This window comes from Streptococcus sanguinis (genome assembly GCF_003943655.1).
Lineage (GTDB): Bacteria > Bacillota > Bacilli > Lactobacillales > Streptococcaceae > Streptococcus > Streptococcus sanguinis_F.
Genome location: NZ_RJMM01000015.1, coordinates 1 through 16874, shown reverse-complemented (window position 1 = coordinate 16874; position 16874 = coordinate 1). Strand labels below are relative to the sequence as shown.

Genomic DNA, 16874 nt, shown 5'->3' with positions numbered 1-16874 from the left:
TACTTTACTATTCTATATGATTCCGGGGCTTTTGTCAACACTTACTTAAATAACTTTCTCTTTGTAAACGTAATCATATGTTCCGAGTCGCTTCATAAAAGGGAATCAGGGCAGTCATTGCTTCTTGTAAATTAGACAAGACTTCTTCTCTAGAATTAGCCCCAGATAGATTAACATCGTATTTGGCTAAAACCTTGCGAACCTGACCTTCTTGGACCTGTTTCATAAGTAACCTGCGATTATCTTCTGTGCCTTCAAAGCGGTGACTCACACCATCTATCTGAGCAAAATAATAAATGGGTCTATCAATAGGTACTTGCAAGATTCGATTTTGCTTTGAGAGACTATCTTCGTCTTTCTTACGCTCCATGAAGCTAACTTCCAGCGATACCCCAAAATCATCTGCACTTCCATACAAGCGCAGGGCGAACATAGGTTCTGTGATTTCCCCATAGCCTTTTAGATAATTCCAAAAATGGGGTCGCAGGATTTGGGCTTGATTCATCCACTGGCTGGTTCGCTCCAAGGTTAGCTTAGGATAGAGGCTCTGAAAATCCTTGACCAGGTTTGCAAACTCCTTGCGTGCCTCCTGACCCTTAGCTCTCAACTCCAACATAGACTCACGCAGTTGCCCGGCCTTGTCTGGAGATATATACTTAGCCCCTTGATGAGGCAGATAACTTTCAATAGCTGGAAAAAGTGACATAAAAAATCCTTTCTATATACAAAAACCAGCATCTCTGCTGGCTTTCTTTTTATTCGCTGTCAATATCCACAACGACATAGCGGTTTGGCTCGTCGCCTTCGGAATAGCTAGTCACGCCATCAATGCGAGAGATGATGCGGTGGATAATTTTGCGCTCGCTGTTAGACATAGGGTCTGTGTGCTGACCACGTCGGTCTTCCAAAGCCCGCTGAGCCAGTTTCTGCGCATAGCTTTGCAGCACTTCTGCCCGATGCTCAACATAGTCATTGACATTAATGGAAATATAGAAGCTCTTAGAATATTGGTTATAAAGATAGTTTTGCGCTAATAGCTGCAGAGCTTTCAAGACTTTTCCGTGGTAGCCAATCACGCGCCCCGGTTCATTGGTATCAATTTGCATGTTGATAGTTCGGCGGTTGTGGCTGCTGGAAATGCCCGCTTCAACATCCATCTCATCAACAATTTTCTGAACATAGTTCGTTACGTTTTCAACTACTTCTTCAATATCATAGTCTGCTTCGACTTGGATGCCTAAATCAGCAAAAGAGCTTTCTTCTGTTTCTGTCGGCTCAGCCTTGTCTTTAGCCGCTTGTTCAAAAGAGATAACCTTGCTATCGTCCGCTTCTGCTTGAGCAACTGCCTCATCAATAGCTTGGTTAGTCTTGAGAAGATCAATAGTGCCAGTCTCTTCTAAAATCGTATTGGCTTGCTTGTCATTTTTGAGAATTTCAGCCTTGACCTCATCTGAGATAACTTCGCCTTCTCCTTCGACCTTCTTGATGGCAGCTACCACACGGCCCAAATCAACCGTTGCTTCACTGACAGACTGCACAGGCTCATTCTGAGCATTAATCTCTTCGGGAACACCTTTTACAGCCTTTTGATTGGCCTTGACAACTGTCGTCTCAGCAATCGGCTCGACATCCACCTGAGCTGGCTTCTTGCCAAACAAGCCTAAAAAGCCTTTTTTCTCACGTGAAATAACAGTGATATGCGCTCTCATACGTGGAATATCCAACGTTTTCAAACCATTTTGAATGGCTTCTTCAACACTTGCTCCTGTAAAAATAACCATTGCAAGAGTCCTCCTTCTTACTTACTTTTTCTTTTTCTGTGCTTTTTTCAGGGCACGTTTCTTTTTCTGTTCCAATTGACGCTCTGATCGTTCCTTAGCTTCCCGCTCGGCGATGATTTTAAAAGGATTGCTCAGCAGCAAGGTCTGAACCACCTGATAAGCATTTGAGACCGCCCAGTAGAGGGCTACCCCGCTCGCCGCATAAAGGGCAAAAAAGAAAATCATCACTGGCATCAGGTACATCATGACTGTCATCCCGCCATTTCTCTCAGGCAAGGCCTTGTTTGAAAGCCAAGTACTGAAGAAAGTGAAGAGAGCCGCTAACAGAGGAAGAATAAAGGTCGGATCTGTCGCTCCTAGATTGAGCCAGAGGAAGTGACCTGTTTTCATAAATTCAACCCGAGTCAGGGCTTGAAACAGAGCCAGGAGCACCGGCATCTGGATAAAGAGCGGAATGAATGAGGCGTAGGGATTGACACCCATTTCTTTGTAGAGCTTTTGAGTTTCTTCAGCCAAGGCTGTTCTGCTCTCCATATCCTTACCAGGATACTTTTCCTGCAGCTGCTTGATATGCGGCTGTACTTCCTGCAACTTGCGCGAAGAAGTCGTCTGGAATTGGAAGACCGGCAGGAGCACTGTCCGGATAATCAAGGTAAAGAGAATAATCCCAATCCCCTTGCTTCCACCAAAGGATAGAAAACGAATGGTGTCGGCAAAGAAATAGACCAGCTTCTCCCAGAAGCCATTTGAATCGGCCGTTACTTGACTGGTTCCGCAGGCTGTGAGAAAGAGCAGCGAGGCAACCAGCAAAATCCCTAATTTACTTTTCTGTTTCACAAATGAATCCTTCCTGATAAAGTTTAGCAATTTTTAACACATGCAATAAATTTTGTTCAACTTGGTGGTAGTCCAACTCTTCCACTCCTTTACGAGCGATAACGACGAAGTCTGCCTGAACTAACTGTTTTTGATACTGCATCAAGACATGGCGGATTTTTCTTTTAATACGATTACGAACTACTGCATTCCCCAGCTTTTTACTGACGGAAATTCCTGCTCGAAAATGCTTTTGCTCTTTTTCTAACATGTAAACGACAAATTTTCGATTAGCAAAACTCTGCCCTTTTTTAAAAATCGCATTAAAATCTTTTTCGCTCTTGACGCGATAGTTTTTTCTCAAAACTCAACTCCATCCACCAAAATTATATCTATTATACCATATTTTTCGAAAATGCCAATAAGAGCCGCTATGACGCTGTTTTTGCAAATATTTAAAAGGTCGATTCACTTAAAAAACACCGCAATTTCCTTGCGATGTTCCCTATATCTTATTCCTTTTCCAGCTGTTTCTTCGCTCTTTCCAACTCCTGACGGATCTGCGCAAATCCAGTTCCGCCAAGGGAATCCCGCTTTTGTACAGCAGTTTGTGATTCGAGCGCTTGATAAATATCTTCCTCAATCAGCGACGACACTTCCTGATAGCGGCTCAGCGGAATATCCTGTAGATAATAGCCTGCCTTGCTGCATTCCAGTACCAACTTTCCGACAATCTCATGGGCTTCCCGGAAAGGCAGTCCTTTCTTGGCCAGATAGTCAGCCAATTCTGTCGCATTGGAGAAATCCTGCTGAGTTGAAACCAGCATTTTTTCTTTGTTTACTGTCAAACTAGACAGCATACCCGCCATAATATCCAGCGACCTCTGGATAGTATCTACTGTATCGAACATGCCTTCCTTGTCTTCCTGCAGGTCCTTATTATAGGCCAAGGGCAGGGATTTCATAACCGTCAGAAGGCTGAAGAGATGCCCATAGACCCGGCCGCTCTTGCCCCGAATCAGCTCCGCCATGTCCGGATTTTTCTTTTGCGGCATGATGGAAGAGCCAGTGCTAAAGGTATCTGACAGGCTGACAAAGCCGTATTCATAGCTGCACCAGTTAATCAGCTCCTCGCAGAGACGAGACAGATGCATGATGAGAATGCTACTGTTAGATAGAAACTCCAAGATAAAATCTCGATCACTTACCGCATCCAAGGAATTGTGGTAAATGCCTTTGAAGCCCAATAAATCAGCCGTCAGCTCCCGGTCAATTGGAAACGTCGTCCCCGCTAGAGCTGCTGCTCCCAAAGGAGACAAATCCGTATGCTCCAGATTAAAGGCAAAGCGCTGACTATCACGGCTGAACATCTGATAATAGGCCAGCAGATGATGGGCAAAGCTAATCGGCTGGGCATGCTGCAAATGGGTATAACCTGGCATGATGGTCTCTACATGCTCTTCTGCCAAGTCCAGCAGCACCTGTCGCAAATTCAAGAGTTTATCCGCAATCTGACCGAGCTGATCCTTGAGATAAAGGTGCATATCTGTCGCCACCTGGTCATTACGGGAGCGAGCCGTATGGAGCTTACCAGCTACTGGCCCAATCTCCTCGGTCAGAAGAGCCTCCAAATTCATATGAATATCTTCATTACGCACATCAAACTCAATCTCTCCAGCCTCATAACGTGCCAGCAGCTTTTCCAAGCCTACCTGAATAGCAGCCGCTTCCTCTGGAGCAATGATTCCTGTCTGCCCCAACATTTTGACATGGGCTAGGCTGCCCTGCAGATCATAAGGAGCCAGACGATAATCAAATCCGATGCTGGCACCAAACTCTTCTACCCATCCCTCCAGAGAGGCTTCAAAACGTCCGCCCCACAGTTTATGATTCGCCATAGGAAAGCCCCTTTCTATTTGTCCTTGTGAGCCTGAACCTCTGCGTGAACCTTAGACGGAAGTCCCCATAGCTTGATAAAACCAATCGCGGCATCCTGGTCAAAAGTATCTGCACTGGTATAGGTAGCCAGACTTTCGTCGTAGAGAGAATTGTTAGACTTACGCGCTACAACTGTCGCAGATCCCTTATAAAGCTTCACTTTAGCTGTTCCATTAACCACCTGCTGAGTGGATTTGAGATAGGCAATCAAAGCTTCTGTCGCTGGATTAAACCAGAGGCCATTATAGATGAGATTAGACAGCTCATTTTCGATAATCGGCTTGAAATGAGCCAATTCTCTGACTAGAGTCAGATCCTCGATTTCCTTGTGGGCAGCCAAGAGAGTCACCGCACCAGGGCATTCATAGATTTCCCGAGACTTAATCCCTACCAGACGATTTTCCACATGGTCAATCCGCCCAACACCGTGTTGTCCTGCCAAGTCATTCAGCTCAAGAATCAAGTCCGCAAGCTTCATCTTTTTGCCATCTAAAGCAACTGGGACACCTGCCTCAAATTCAATATTTACATAGACTGGGCTGTCTGGTGCTGCTTCTGGCGCAACTGTCAAATCATAGGCGTCTTCCGGTGCTTCATTCCAAGGATTTTCCAAGACACCACACTCATTGGCTCGTCCCCAAAGGTTTTGATCGACTGAGTATGGACTATCTAGATCCGCAGGAATTGGCACACCATTAGCTTTGGCATAATTGATTTCTTCTTCCCGAGACCATTTCCACTCCCGAACCGGAGCTATGACCTTGAGACTGGGATCCAAGGAGGCGATAGCCACTTCAAAACGAACCTGATCGTTTCCTTTTCCGGTACAGCCATGGGCAATGGTTGTCGCCCCTGTCTTGTGAGCAATTTCAACCAATTTCTTAGAAATCAAAGGTCGGCTCAGAGCGGACACTAGAGGATATTTTCGTTCGTAGAAGGTGTGTCCTTGCAGAGCAACCAAGACGTAGTCTTCCGCAAACTCGTCTTTAACATCAATAACATGTGATTCGATAGCGCCAACTTTCAGCGCCTTGTCATGAATGAAATCTAAATCATTTCCTTCACCTACGTCCATGCAGACCGCGATCACATCATAATCCTTGTCCAGCCAAGTAATAGCCACCGAAGTGTCCAAGCCGCCGGAATACGCTAAAATGACTTTCTCTTTAACCATGCGATTACCTCTATCCTTCTACATTTTATTTTTAAACATTCTACTGTATGAAAATGCGAATGTCAAGAGGAAATTTAATATTTATTAAAATAAAAGCATTTTATCAATTTTTATTCAAAATTAATATATTATATACTGGACTCAAAATAAGAAAAAAGAGTCTGTCAAGACTCCTTATTTTACGCGGTAAAAAACATCGGGATGTTCAGAAACGCTCTGAGTAATGATAAAGCGATCTTGACTGGTATCAGTCGGATCCGTCCCATTGACAGTCTCCCCAGCTGGCAGACTCTTTCCTGCTGGGATTATAAGAAAGGCAGCACCGGTTTGGTTTTTCCAACGAATCCCTGCTCGGTAAATCCCATTTTCATCTGGCCCAGAGTAATCTCCTGTCTCAAGCTTGGCAACATCTGACTCAATACCTGACGCATCAAATGTATAACTGTTCCCTTTGGCATCCTGCCAAGTACCAATCATGCTGGAAAAATCCCCAGAAGCAATAGCCTTCATATCCAAACTAGAAGTTGATGCCGTCTCTTTCTCTCCTTTGCTAGTTTCCTTGGCAGACTTTTCAGCTTCAGTTTCCGAATTCTGCTGGGAGCCTGTATCAGAAGTTTCCTGATTGTCCGCTTGACCATCAAGTTCGCTCGAATTGGCCCCTCTTTCAGACTTTTTAGAAGATGCGGAGCTAGTCGAACTTGCTTTAGAATTGTTGGAAGCAGGATTCGTCTGCTCTTTCTTTTGGTTACAGGTTACTAGCACGAGTAAGGCTACTAGCCCTCCAACCAAGATAATGATCCATTTTTTCATTTTTCTCTCCTTAAAGTATTTTCTTATTACAATTGTGACATAAAAATAAAAATTTGCAAAGTAAAAACCAGCTTGAAAGCTGGTTCATCTTATTGAATTTGATTCAGCATGTTTTCGATATGCTGGATGGATTTTTCACGACCTAGCAGGTAAATGGTATCTGGCAGCTCTGGTCCATGCATTTCACCCGAAACGGCAATTCGAATCGGCATAAAGAGGTTTTTGCCCTTGATTCCTGTCTCTTTTTGGACAGCTTTGATTTGCGGGAAGATATTCTCTGTCACAAAATCTGCATCAGACATAGCTTCTAGCTTTTCTTTGAAGGCTGTCAACACGGTCGGTACCGTTTCACCAGCCATGACCTCACGCTCCGCATCTGTCAACTCTGGGAAGTCCGCAAAGAAGAGGTCAGTCAGCGGCACAATTTCGTCCACAGACTTCATTTGTGGTTTGTAGAGCTCTACAAGCTTTTCTGCCTTATCGGTCAAACGGCCCGCTTCTTCCAAGTATGGCTTAGCCAGAGCGAAGATTGTGTCAAAATCTGCATTCTTGATGTATTCGTTGTTCATCCAGTCCAGCTTCTTTTGATCAAAGGCAGCTGGGGACTTACTGAGACGTTTTTCATCAAAAAGCTCGATCAATTCTTGGCGAGAGAAAATCTCATGCTCGCCGCCAGGATTCCAGCCCAGCAGTGCAATAAAGTTAAAGACTGCTTCTGGCAGGTAGCCCTTCTTGCGATAATCCTCGATAAACTGCAAGGTATTGGTATCGCGTTTGGACAGCTTCTTACCTGTTTCAGAGTTTATAATCAGGGTCATGTGTCCAAATTCTGGCGCTTCCCAGCCTAAAGCTTCATAGACCATGAGCTGCTTAGGTGTGTTGGCAATGTGGTCATCTCCCCGAATCACGTGAGAGATTTCCATCAGATGGTCATCAATAACCACAGCAAAGTTGTAGGTTGGGTAGCCGTCTTTCTTCTGGATAACCCAGTCACCACCGATATTTCCGCCTTCAAACTCAATTTCGCCCTTGACCATGTCAGTCCACTTGTAGACACCAGCTTCATTGACAGCCAGACGGACCGTCGGAATAATCCCCGCTGCTTCACGCTCAGCGATGTAGGCTGCCTTTTCTTCCTCTGACATGCCTAGAAACTCATTGATATAACGCGGGGTTTCACCAGCTGCTTCCTGACGTTCACGTTCGGCCGCTAATTCTTCCTCAGTTACATAGGACTTGTAAGCCAAGCCCTTGTCCAAGAGTTCATTGACGTATTTTTGGTAAATATCCAAGCGCTCAGACTGGCGGTAGTTTTCGTGAGTCTCAGGACTTTCATCCCAGTCAATACCCAGCCAGCGTAAATTTTCAAGCTGTGAGCGTTCCCCGTCTTCTACATGGCGCTTGCGGTCAGTATCCTCAATACGGATGATGAAAGTTCCACCATAGTGACGAGCATAGAGGTAGTTAAAGAGCGCAGTCCGCGCATTTCCGATGTGTAAAAGTCCAGTCGGACTTGGTGCATAACGCACTCGAATCGCTTTTGTCAAAGTTCCATTCTCCTATTTGCATTTCGGGGAATCATTCCCACTCCGATTTTCAAACGTAATCATTATATCATACTCTGAAGGCAGAATACGACTTTACAGTCTATTTTTATGACAGGCGCTCTTCCAGCTGGAAGTCGATAGGAAGCCAGGCCAGTACATTCTCCAACTGCTTTTCCCAGTAATACCACTCATGCTTACCTGGACTGTGGCTGTAAGTAATCTCCAAGCCTAAGTCTTGCAGGTTTTTCACTTCCTCCTGATTGGCCTTATAGAGAAAATCCTCTTCGCCACACCATGCCCAAAGCTTAGTCTTTTTATCAGATTGCTTGGCTATACTTTCCAGCGAATGGGGTCTGCTGGTCCAGTCTTTATAGTCTCCAAAAACTCCTCGCCAATAGGCTGGCGTTGCCATTTCAGCATTATCTGGACGAGCATCAAGAAAACTCAAAGCGCCAGAAAGACTAGCCGCGTATGAAAAGCGGTTAGATTTGAGAGCCAGCTTAAAGGCTCCGTATCCGCCCATGGAAAGACCAGCGATAAAATTCTTCTCCCGCTTATCCGACATATTTGGGAAAAAGCGCTTGAGCACCCGAGGCAGCTCCTCAGCGATGGCTTCGTAANAGTTAAAACCGTACTGAGTATCGGTGTACCAGCCATTGCTGGTATTAGGCATGACAACAATCAAGTTGGTCGAGCGAACCAGACGCTCAATATTTGAGCGCTTGAGCCAGCTATTGTGATTCCCGTTCATACCATGAAGCAAGTACAAAACAGGAATGTCCTTATCATCCGGCTTGTCCACACGAGCTGCGTCCGGATAGAGAACATTGACACCCCATTCCATCTCCAAAGCCTCAGAATAATACTCTATTTTCATCACTGCCATTCGCATTTCTCCTTCGTATCTTTCTGACAAGAAAAAGCCGAAGCCCGACTTTTCTTGTATTTGTGTTCAGATTTTTACCGCACTTCCATAACAACTGGCAAAATAGCTGGGCGGCGCTTGGTTTGGTCAAAGAGATATTTGGCCAGACTATCACGGACAGCACCCTTCAGCTCACCCCAGTCAAAGCTATCCTGCGCCAGATAATCTTCCACTGTTTTATTAATAATGTCAGAGCTTTCGCGCAAAATATCTCTGCTCTTCTTCACATAGACAAATCCACGGGTGTGTACTTTAGCCTTGGAAATGATTTTCTTTTCCTTACGGTTAACTGTAAGTGCCACGATGAAGATCCCATCTTCAGACAAGACCTTGCGGTCACGCAGGACGATATTGCCTACATCACCAATCGCATTTCCATCAATCATGACATCTCCAGCTGATACTGCACCAGCCGGCACAAAATCACCATGGTCGTATTCCATGATGCTGCCACGCTTAGGAATGAAGATATTTTCCGGCAGCATGCCAACTTCCATGGCAGCCTTAGCATGAGCATCCAATCCGCGGTACTCACCCTGAATCGGGAAGAGGTACTTAGGCTGCAGCAGGTTAATCATGAGCTGCAAATCACGCGCATTTGCGTGACCCGAAACCCGCAGGTTTTGGGTAATCAGCTTGACAATGCCCCCTGCCTGATAAATCATATTTTCCACGCGAGCCACGACCGCTTCCTTGGCAATAGACGGCGTTGTTACGATGTAAATCAAATCGCCTTCCTTGATTTCCACATAGCGGTGACGTCCGATCGACATCTTGCGCAGGCCATTGATAGGCTCACCCATCCGGCCAGTCTCCAAGATAATCAGCTCATGGTCTTCAAACTTAGACATTTCCTTGGGCTTGATCAAGAGGCGTTCGTCCACCAAGGACAGCTTCTTGAGACGGATAGCCGTACGAACGATGTTTTCAACATCAAAGCCTGTCAAAACCACGCGGCGGCCAGTCTCTGCCGCTGCATCAAAGACCTGCTGGATACGAGATAAGTTGCTAGCAACCGCCGCAACAATCACACGGCCGTCCCAGTCGGCAATCGTATCTTCGATTTCCTTGCCAACCTCGCTCTCGCTAGCCACCTGAACAGTGCTATCTGCATTGGCTGAATCACTGAGCAAGGCCAGAACACCCTCGCGGCCAATCTCAGCCAGACGGCCAAAGTCTGTCGCATAGGACGGGCTGGCAGACTGGTCAAACTTGAAATCGCCTGTATAAACGATACTGCCTTTTCTGGTCTTGATGACAACTCCCAAACTCTCAGGAATCGAGTGAGTCGTCCGGAAGAAGGAAACCACTGTTTTGCCAAATTCAATCTCAGTATTTTCATCAATCACATGGAAATCATTGAACTTCTTAACCGCATCGTTATTTTTAACAAAAAGCTTAGCCAGCTCAATCGTCAACTCTGATCCGAAAACTGGCACCTTCGCATCTGCTAAAAGATTAGGCAGAGCGCCAATCGCATCTGCGTGGCCGTGCGTCAGAAAGACACCCGCAATCCGCTTCTTATTTTCAAACAAATAGTCCATGTTGGGAACGACATAATCCACACCCAACTGCTCATTTTCTGGGTACTTCAACCCAACATCCAATACAAAAATGGAATCATCCACTTCGGCAACGTAGAGGTTTTTACCATTTTCACGTACGCCGCCCAAAGCAATCAGTTTAATATTGCTCTTGCTCATTTTTTCTCCTATTCAATTTTCAGAATCTCACTTTTATCAAAGATTCTTTATTTTATTACTAACGGTCCTTGGCTAGCCAAGTCGAATTACAGTCTTGCAAACCTAAGGTTCGCATATCTAACCTATTATAGCATTTTTTCATGTTTTTTCAAAACAAAGAAAAATTGTTTTTCCATTGTCACTTAGAATGAAGCTATTTTTCTAACCACGAAAAAACACACCGACAGCAAAAAAGAAACAGCCGCAAACTGTCCCTTTTTAGGGTTAGGCTTTGCCAGTCAGATTAAAACGGACAAAATAAACCATTATCGCAGCTGTAACCAAGAAAGCCAGCCCGACCGTTGCCAGAGCATGAGCAGAAAAGAACAGCAGGCTAGCTATCAAGCTTAGAATCGGAAGCGCTACCTCTATAAGCAGAAACCTCATTGAGAATCTACGTTCTAGCTTATTACAAGGAGTGTAGGGCAGAAGGACAGACAGGGGGGAGAAATTTTCATTGCCGAAATGCTCGGAAAGCCCAATCAACTTCTACCCAAAAGTGATAATGTCCAGAAGAAACAGCCGCTCAATCAAATGAGGAAAATCGATGGGGCTGAGATCAGCCGAGACAAAACTGTGATTGGGATTACTGAGAAAGCCGGGCAGGATTTAAGTCGTCAAAATTCCAATCAATGCTACCCAAAGACCGATATGGCAAGGAAAGATCAGAGGCAGAAAGAGGCAGGCCGTACAAATGACATAGTCAAACAGTTGGTGGCGGCATTTTTCTTTTTTTATATTCATACTCTTTCATAAATCCTAAAAACGATTCACCCATATAGCCAAGCGCTGGTAGAAAAAGAGCCAGCAGTCTGCAAGAAAATTAAGGCCCAGCACAATGTAGAGGCCGCGAAGATTTTCCTTAGCATAGACCGCGCTAGCGTAAATCAGTTCCTGACCACCTAAGTGATAATTCAACAAGTCCATCTCTTCTAAATAAATAAGCTTACTCCAAAATTCACTGCCTAGATAAATTAAAAGAATATAATTTGCTACTCTGATTACTGGATAAAGATATGATGCCAAATAGTAATGTGCATGCTTTTGAAGATGCCAGCGTCTCAGCCATTCTCGTCTATCAAGCTGAGGTCCTGCAAGAATAAAAGTGAGGACGGCCGCTGTCTCTACAACATCTTTGAAGGGATAGAAGCTCCATTTGAGAATAGGCTCAAAAGAATCAATACCTGTAATCCCGTAGCTTTTAATCACTAAACTATCCAAGAATTGATAATTGAAGATAATGAATAACATTAAAAATAATATTAAAAACAAGAAAAAGAAATAACCTTTTTTCCACCTTAAAAATATTTTATACTTCCGAATCCGCCGAATCATCTGCAGCTTGAAATTGGGATTATTCGGTATATTCTCCGCAATAGGCTCACCGCAGGCCGGACAGATGACATAGTCGGCCTCATAGTCAAACAGCTGGTGCCGACATTTTTCTTTTTTCAGCTTCATTTTCTCTTTACCTTTCCAAAAACCCGAATATCAAGCTGTATGATATTCGGGTTTCTCACCTTTTATTGGCTCACTTGGTCTTGCAAATTGCTTATCACCAGTCAACACCATAGTATCGGAGCATCCGCTTGCTGACCCGCATGCCATTGTACTGAATCAGCGAAATCCAGCAGTATTTGTCAATCAAATCTTTAGACACCATTCTGCCACTATTCCGCAAAGACAATCTGACTTGGCAAGACACTGTTCAAAGAGAAAAACAGAAGCAAAAGATACACTTGAACTTTTCTTATAATCGGCATAATCATACCCTCCTAACTGCTAATTGTTTTCCAATCATCATCCCTAATATAAATATACAATGAAAACCCTTTCCCGTCAACGGTATCTTATACTTGCAAAGTACAAGAAAACAGTTCCCAGAGGGTTTTCACCCCAGATACACGGCATGCCAATCGTAGCAAAAAACGACCTCTAGCTTTACTCGGCTAGAGGTCTGGTTTACTTCGCTGGTATGAGAGCAATCAGTTCATCCAAGGTGTAACTGAATAACAATTTTTTGATTTATTGTTTTTATTATTTTTTATAAACTTTTAATTCCTTCAACCGCTAATGATTTTCTTTTTATCTTAGCATTGGAAATCTCTATAACATAATAAAGCACTATTGATTGAATTCTCGAAGTTTGAAAACCATCTAAAAGCTTCTACTTTCTATACTATCGTTACAATCAGGCAAGCTAAGCAGGCCTGTCTGACAATTCAACCAATATGTCAAGTAAAGCAACTACTTATGTATTACAAACAACTATACCAACAAAGTAAACTTAAAAGCGAATGAATTTGGCTTCCTTTCTTTCTATTTCCTTAACTCTATTATAGTACTCTATTTAGATTTTTGCAAGCGTTTACACATCAAAAATACAAAAATATTTTAAGAATTTTGAAAAAGTAGTTACACAAAGAAAAAAGGCCGTGACAAACTAATACTGTTTTGTTATTTGGTTAATAATTCAGTATGTGTTGCTTTTTTAATCCAGTAAGAATGTTAAGAGTACTCTACTAAGAAATTTGATTCTAATCGTAATATTTTTATGTTAAAATAAATAACGGTTATCTACCTCTTCCAGTATTTTATTTGGAATATTACTTATTTCATTCATTGCTTCGCATGAATTTATAATTTAGAGAACTTTAATAAGGGGAATACTATTATGAGAAAAATTTTAAAAGAGGATAAACTTTATTCTTTAGTTGAATTCAGAGATAAGCTCTACGATGATTTAGATTTATCAAGAAGCGATTTAGCTACTTTGTTTTGTGCAATGTTGATTGCATCTATTGGCTTAAACATGGATTCCACTCCAGTTATCATTGGGGCAATGTTGATTTCTCCATTAATGACACCTATTATTGGAATTGGTTTTTCATTAGCAATACTAGATATGAAACTGCTCAGAAAGTCGTTTAAAATTCTTTCTATTCAAGTTTTCTTAAGCCTCTTAGCATCTACGATTTATTTTTTTATTTCTCCAATTTCTTATGCAAGTTCAGAAATTATTTCCAGAACTTCACCAACAATTTGGGATATAGTTATAGCTTTTGTGGGTGGGGTAGCTGGAGTTATTGGAGCACGAAAAAAAGAAGCAAATAACATTGTACCTGGAGTAGCTATCGCAACAGCTCTTATGCCCCCAGTATGTACTGTAGGCTATGCTATAGCAACGGGAAACTTTAAGTTTATGTTAGGAGCATCCTACTTATTTTTCATTAACTATAGTTTTATTATGCTTGCTACATACATAGGGACGAGCTTTACTATGGTGAAAAATCATTACATTAAACACAATCAAGAAGCCTATAAAATGCGAAAAATATTAATTCTAGTTTCGCTTATTCTTATTATTCCAAGTTTGGTTTCAGCGACTACCTTAGTGAGAGAGACCTTAATCAATGAATCTATAAATAAATACTTATCTGAACAGTTTAAAGACAACACAATCCTAAAAAAGAACTATGACAAAGAAGATAATACTTTAAAGTTAACTATTTCAGGAAACTATCTTTCAGATGAGGAAGTGAAAGAAATTCTTAGTAAACAAAACGATTATGGCTTGAAAAATATTTCAATTCAAATTTCACAATTATCCAATGATCGATTGACCGAAAAAGACATAGTCGAGTATATTATTCAATATAAAAATGACCATGAACTTCAAAAAATTGATAAGGAAAAGGAGAAGAAAGAAACTCCAACTAAAAACAAGGAATAGGAACAATTTTCCTAGTCAAATACACAAAAAAGAGAGAACAGGATTAAATGTTCTCTCTTTTTAGTTACTATAGTTAACAAAGACTTTTTTATAAGGAAAATCAACTATTGGTTTTATTTATCGTCTTTTTTAACCATATTTTTAACGNCTTCGATGGCTCCTTCAACAGCATCTTTGGCATCTTCTGCAACTTCTTTAACTTTAGAAACTACTTTTTCAGCAGCTCCTTCTTTTTCTGTTTTTTTATCACCAGTTAATTTGCCTAGGCCTTCTTTAACAGAACCTTTAGCTTGGTTGAATTTTTCTTCTGTAGACATAATTTAGACCTCCATTGTCAGTTTCAATTTTTAAAGAAATGAAACAATATAAGAATCTCTAATTCCAGTTCGAGGATTAATGAACGCGAGCTTTTTCATTTGATGCAGCGTCTTTAACAGCCTCTACACCATCGCCAACTTTTTCTTGAACAGCTGAGAAACCACCGCTAATGCCAGATTTTGCTTTTTCGAATTGCTCAGAAGCAAATTCGCCTGTTGATTCAGCAACATCTGTCACTCGGTCTTGAAGGCTTACTGAATCCGCTTCGTGTTGTTCTTTTGTTTTAATATCAACAACATTGACATTTACTTCAACAACTTCCAAATCAGTCATCTTAGAAACTTCTTCTGCAACGACTTTCTTGATTTCTTTGTATAAAGCAGGAACATTCTTTTGATATTCTGCAACCACATTCAAGTCAACAGCTACTTGTTCTTTACCAACTTCAACATTGACACCATGAGTCACGTTGTCAGAGTTGACCAATTTATCTTTTATATTAGAGAAAAAGCNACCGTCAACAGCCAGTAAACCTGAAACTTTCTCTAAAGAGAGACCGATAATTTTTTGAATGACCTTATCATCGTAAGTCAATTCACCTTTTACTTCGTGAACTTCTTGAGCGACTTCTTTTTTAGCAACATCTTTAACATCTTTATTTGACATGTTAAACTCCTTTATTCTTATTTAAATATATTTTTGTTTTGAATATAATATCCGATTCCTGCCCCTAGAGTAGCGCAAATCAAGACAAATAGAGTCTTAAAGAAGCCAAAGGATAGGATAAAACATGCTAGAATAATGCCTGCTAATCCAGACAAGATTGGATATTGATATTTTTTAAACCATTCCATTTTTTACTTCCTTACTTTACACGACTAGTAGTTTTTTTAGCCGCTTCTTTTGGCTTGAAGTCTGAGACAGAGATTTTAAGCTTGACATTATGATTGATTCCGAAGAATTCTGTCAATCCAGACGCAATTTCTTCTTGAATCAACTGACTTCTCTTAATGATGTTTTCCGAAGGAACGATTGCCCCTTTAACAGAAACCATGCATTTGTTTTTACGGCTATTTACTGAAACTGTAGGATCTTTAATTAAACCGTGTTCTGTTAACAGACTACGAACAAACCCTTCAATCGCTGAATTTTTCAGCATCAGTTTCCCATCCGCATCAGCTAGCTGAATTTCCAAACGTCTCTTAGGATAAAAAACTATCACTAACATTAGTAGTAAGATTAAGCTTGCTAAAACCACAGTGCCCCAGAAAACATACCTAGAAAGATAGTAGCCCACAAAAGGAATCTGCTTCCACGTGAATAACTTCCAACTAAATAACTGGAGCCCCAGACCGCTGACTTTATGAAAGTCTAGCAAAACAGGAATCAAAATTGTCAAGATTAAAATACAGAAAATAAGGGAAAGTATTTTTCTTGATTTTGACATATTGAATCCTCACATCATTAAATTTTAAATTGTATTTTGAAAGTAAAAAGACAATTTATGCATTTTTACCTACAAAAAATGATACAACAGCTACTACAATAACTGCACCAATGATAGAAGGAAGCAAGGCCATACCAGCCAAACTAGGACCCCAAGTTCCCAAAAGTGACTGACCGACAGCAGAACCAACTAAACCTGCAACAACGTTTGCAATAACACCCATTGAGCCGCCTTTTTTAGTGATTGATCCAGCAATAAGACCAATAACTCCTCCAACAATAATAGACCAAAGCATATTGATTCTCCTTTCTAATTTTTTCTAAATCAAAATTGTTTAATAATATTTTTTACTATTATTTTTTGATTAACATAATTATATAATTTTCCAACTTGGAAACATAATAATTCAACTTGGTTTTCTTTCTGTTTATCTGTACTATAGTTATATAATTTTCCAACTTGGAAACATAATAATTCAACTTGGTTTTCTTTCTGTTTATCTGTACTATGTTAAACGAGGTTAAATGCACAAAATATGGTATAATTGCCTGATAATAAAAACACTATATAAAGAAGTTGTTAAACGAGGTTAAATGCACAAAATATGGTATAATTGCCTGATAATAAAAACACTATATAAAGA

The 16874-nt window shown here is 41.5% G+C and carries 19 protein-coding genes; 1 reads left to right on the top strand and 18 read right to left on the bottom strand.

The genetic code is table 11. The features are described from left to right. Positions 1 to 73: 73 nt before the first annotated feature. The 13 genes from D8886_RS07320 to D8886_RS07265 all read right to left on the bottom strand — a co-directional run bounded on the left by D8886_RS07320 (position 74) and on the right by D8886_RS07265 (position 12194). Positions 74 to 706, bottom strand: a complete 633-nt coding sequence (locus tag D8886_RS07320; protein WP_125434844.1) for a ribonuclease P — start codon at positions 704 to 706, stop codon at positions 74 to 76. A 49-nt stretch (positions 707 to 755) separates the two neighbouring features. Next, positions 756 to 1781, bottom strand: a complete 1026-nt coding sequence (gene jag, locus D8886_RS07315; protein WP_002893912.1) for an RNA-binding cell elongation regulator Jag/EloR — start codon at positions 1779 to 1781, stop codon at positions 756 to 758. 21 nt (positions 1782 to 1802) lie between these two features. Further along, entirely contained in the window at positions 1803 to 2618 is an 816-nt protein-coding gene (locus D8886_RS07310) for a YidC/Oxa1 family membrane protein insertase (protein ID WP_124764983.1), read from the bottom strand. Next, positions 2602 to 2961: a ribonuclease P protein component gene (rnpA, locus tag D8886_RS07305; protein ID WP_125434842.1), complete on the bottom strand. Its 360-nt coding sequence runs from the start codon at positions 2959 to 2961 to the stop codon at positions 2602 to 2604. The genes D8886_RS07310 and rnpA overlap by 17 nt, the downstream gene beginning before the upstream one ends. Positions 2962 to 3109: 148 nt before the next feature. Further along, positions 3110 to 4495 (bottom strand): argininosuccinate lyase, encoded by a 1386-nt coding sequence (gene argH / locus D8886_RS07300; RefSeq protein ID WP_125434840.1) that lies wholly within the window; start codon positions 4493 to 4495, stop codon positions 3110 to 3112. A gap of 14 nt (positions 4496 to 4509) precedes the next feature. Continuing rightward, on the bottom strand, positions 4510 to 5709 hold the full coding sequence (locus tag D8886_RS07295) for an argininosuccinate synthase (protein ID WP_125434838.1): 1200 nt from the start codon (positions 5707 to 5709) through the stop codon (positions 4510 to 4512). A 174-nt stretch (positions 5710 to 5883) separates the two neighbouring features. Further along, positions 5884 to 6519 carry a DUF6287 domain-containing protein gene (locus D8886_RS07290; protein ID WP_125342134.1) on the bottom strand — a complete coding sequence of 212 codons (636 nt, stop codon included), beginning with the start codon at positions 6517 to 6519 and terminating at the stop codon, positions 5884 to 5886. A gap of 89 nt (positions 6520 to 6608) precedes the next feature. Further along, on the bottom strand, positions 6609 to 8066 hold the full coding sequence (gltX, locus tag D8886_RS07285) for a glutamate--tRNA ligase (RefSeq protein WP_002916599.1): 1458 nt from the start codon (positions 8064 to 8066) through the stop codon (positions 6609 to 6611). Positions 8067 to 8172: 106 nt separating this feature from the next. Next, complete coding sequence (locus tag D8886_RS07280) at positions 8173 to 8952, bottom strand: alpha/beta hydrolase (protein ID WP_125434836.1); 780 nt, start codon at positions 8950 to 8952, stop codon at positions 8173 to 8175. A gap of 74 nt (positions 8953 to 9026) precedes the next feature. Further along, positions 9027 to 10694: a ribonuclease J gene (locus tag D8886_RS07275; protein WP_002916602.1), complete on the bottom strand. Its 1668-nt coding sequence runs from the start codon at positions 10692 to 10694 to the stop codon at positions 9027 to 9029. Between the two features lie 264 nt (positions 10695 to 10958). Then, entirely contained in the window at positions 10959 to 11120 is a 162-nt protein-coding gene (locus D8886_RS11700; protein ID WP_002908616.1) for a hypothetical protein, read from the bottom strand. Between the two features lie 222 nt (positions 11121 to 11342). Next, positions 11343 to 11477: a hypothetical protein gene (locus D8886_RS11820; protein WP_260468403.1), complete on the bottom strand. Its 135-nt coding sequence runs from the start codon at positions 11475 to 11477 to the stop codon at positions 11343 to 11345. Between the two features lie 15 nt (positions 11478 to 11492). Then, positions 11493 to 12194, bottom strand: coding sequence for a hypothetical protein (locus tag D8886_RS07265; protein WP_125434834.1), 702 nt, complete (start codon positions 12192 to 12194; stop codon positions 11493 to 11495). Between the two features lie 1213 nt (positions 12195 to 13407). Here D8886_RS07265 and D8886_RS07260 point away from each other — a divergent pair. Then, entirely contained in the window at positions 13408 to 14466 is a 1059-nt protein-coding gene (locus D8886_RS07260; protein WP_125434832.1) for a TIGR00341 family protein, read from the top strand. A 113-nt stretch (positions 14467 to 14579) separates the two neighbouring features. On the opposite strand, the gene D8886_RS07255 is transcribed toward D8886_RS07260, so the two are convergent. The 5 genes from D8886_RS07255 to D8886_RS07235 all read right to left on the bottom strand — a co-directional run bounded on the left by D8886_RS07255 (position 14580) and on the right by D8886_RS07235 (position 16526). Continuing rightward, entirely contained in the window at positions 14580 to 14783 is a 204-nt protein-coding gene (locus D8886_RS07255; protein ID WP_125434830.1) for a CsbD family protein, read from the bottom strand. Between the two features lie 76 nt (positions 14784 to 14859). Next, on the bottom strand, positions 14860 to 15450 hold the full coding sequence (locus D8886_RS07250; RefSeq protein ID WP_125434828.1) for an Asp23/Gls24 family envelope stress response protein: 591 nt from the start codon (positions 15448 to 15450) through the stop codon (positions 14860 to 14862). 17 nt (positions 15451 to 15467) lie between these two features. Next, positions 15468 to 15638, bottom strand: coding sequence for a DUF2273 domain-containing protein (locus tag D8886_RS07245; RefSeq protein WP_002899156.1), 171 nt, complete (start codon positions 15636 to 15638; stop codon positions 15468 to 15470). Positions 15639 to 15649: 11 nt separating this feature from the next. Beyond that, entirely contained in the window at positions 15650 to 16231 is a 582-nt protein-coding gene (amaP, locus tag D8886_RS07240; protein ID WP_002899157.1) for an alkaline shock response membrane anchor protein AmaP, read from the bottom strand. Positions 16232 to 16286: 55 nt separating this feature from the next. Further along, positions 16287 to 16526, bottom strand: coding sequence for a GlsB/YeaQ/YmgE family stress response membrane protein (locus D8886_RS07235; RefSeq protein ID WP_002920347.1), 240 nt, complete (start codon positions 16524 to 16526; stop codon positions 16287 to 16289). Positions 16527 to 16874 lie beyond the last annotated feature (348 nt).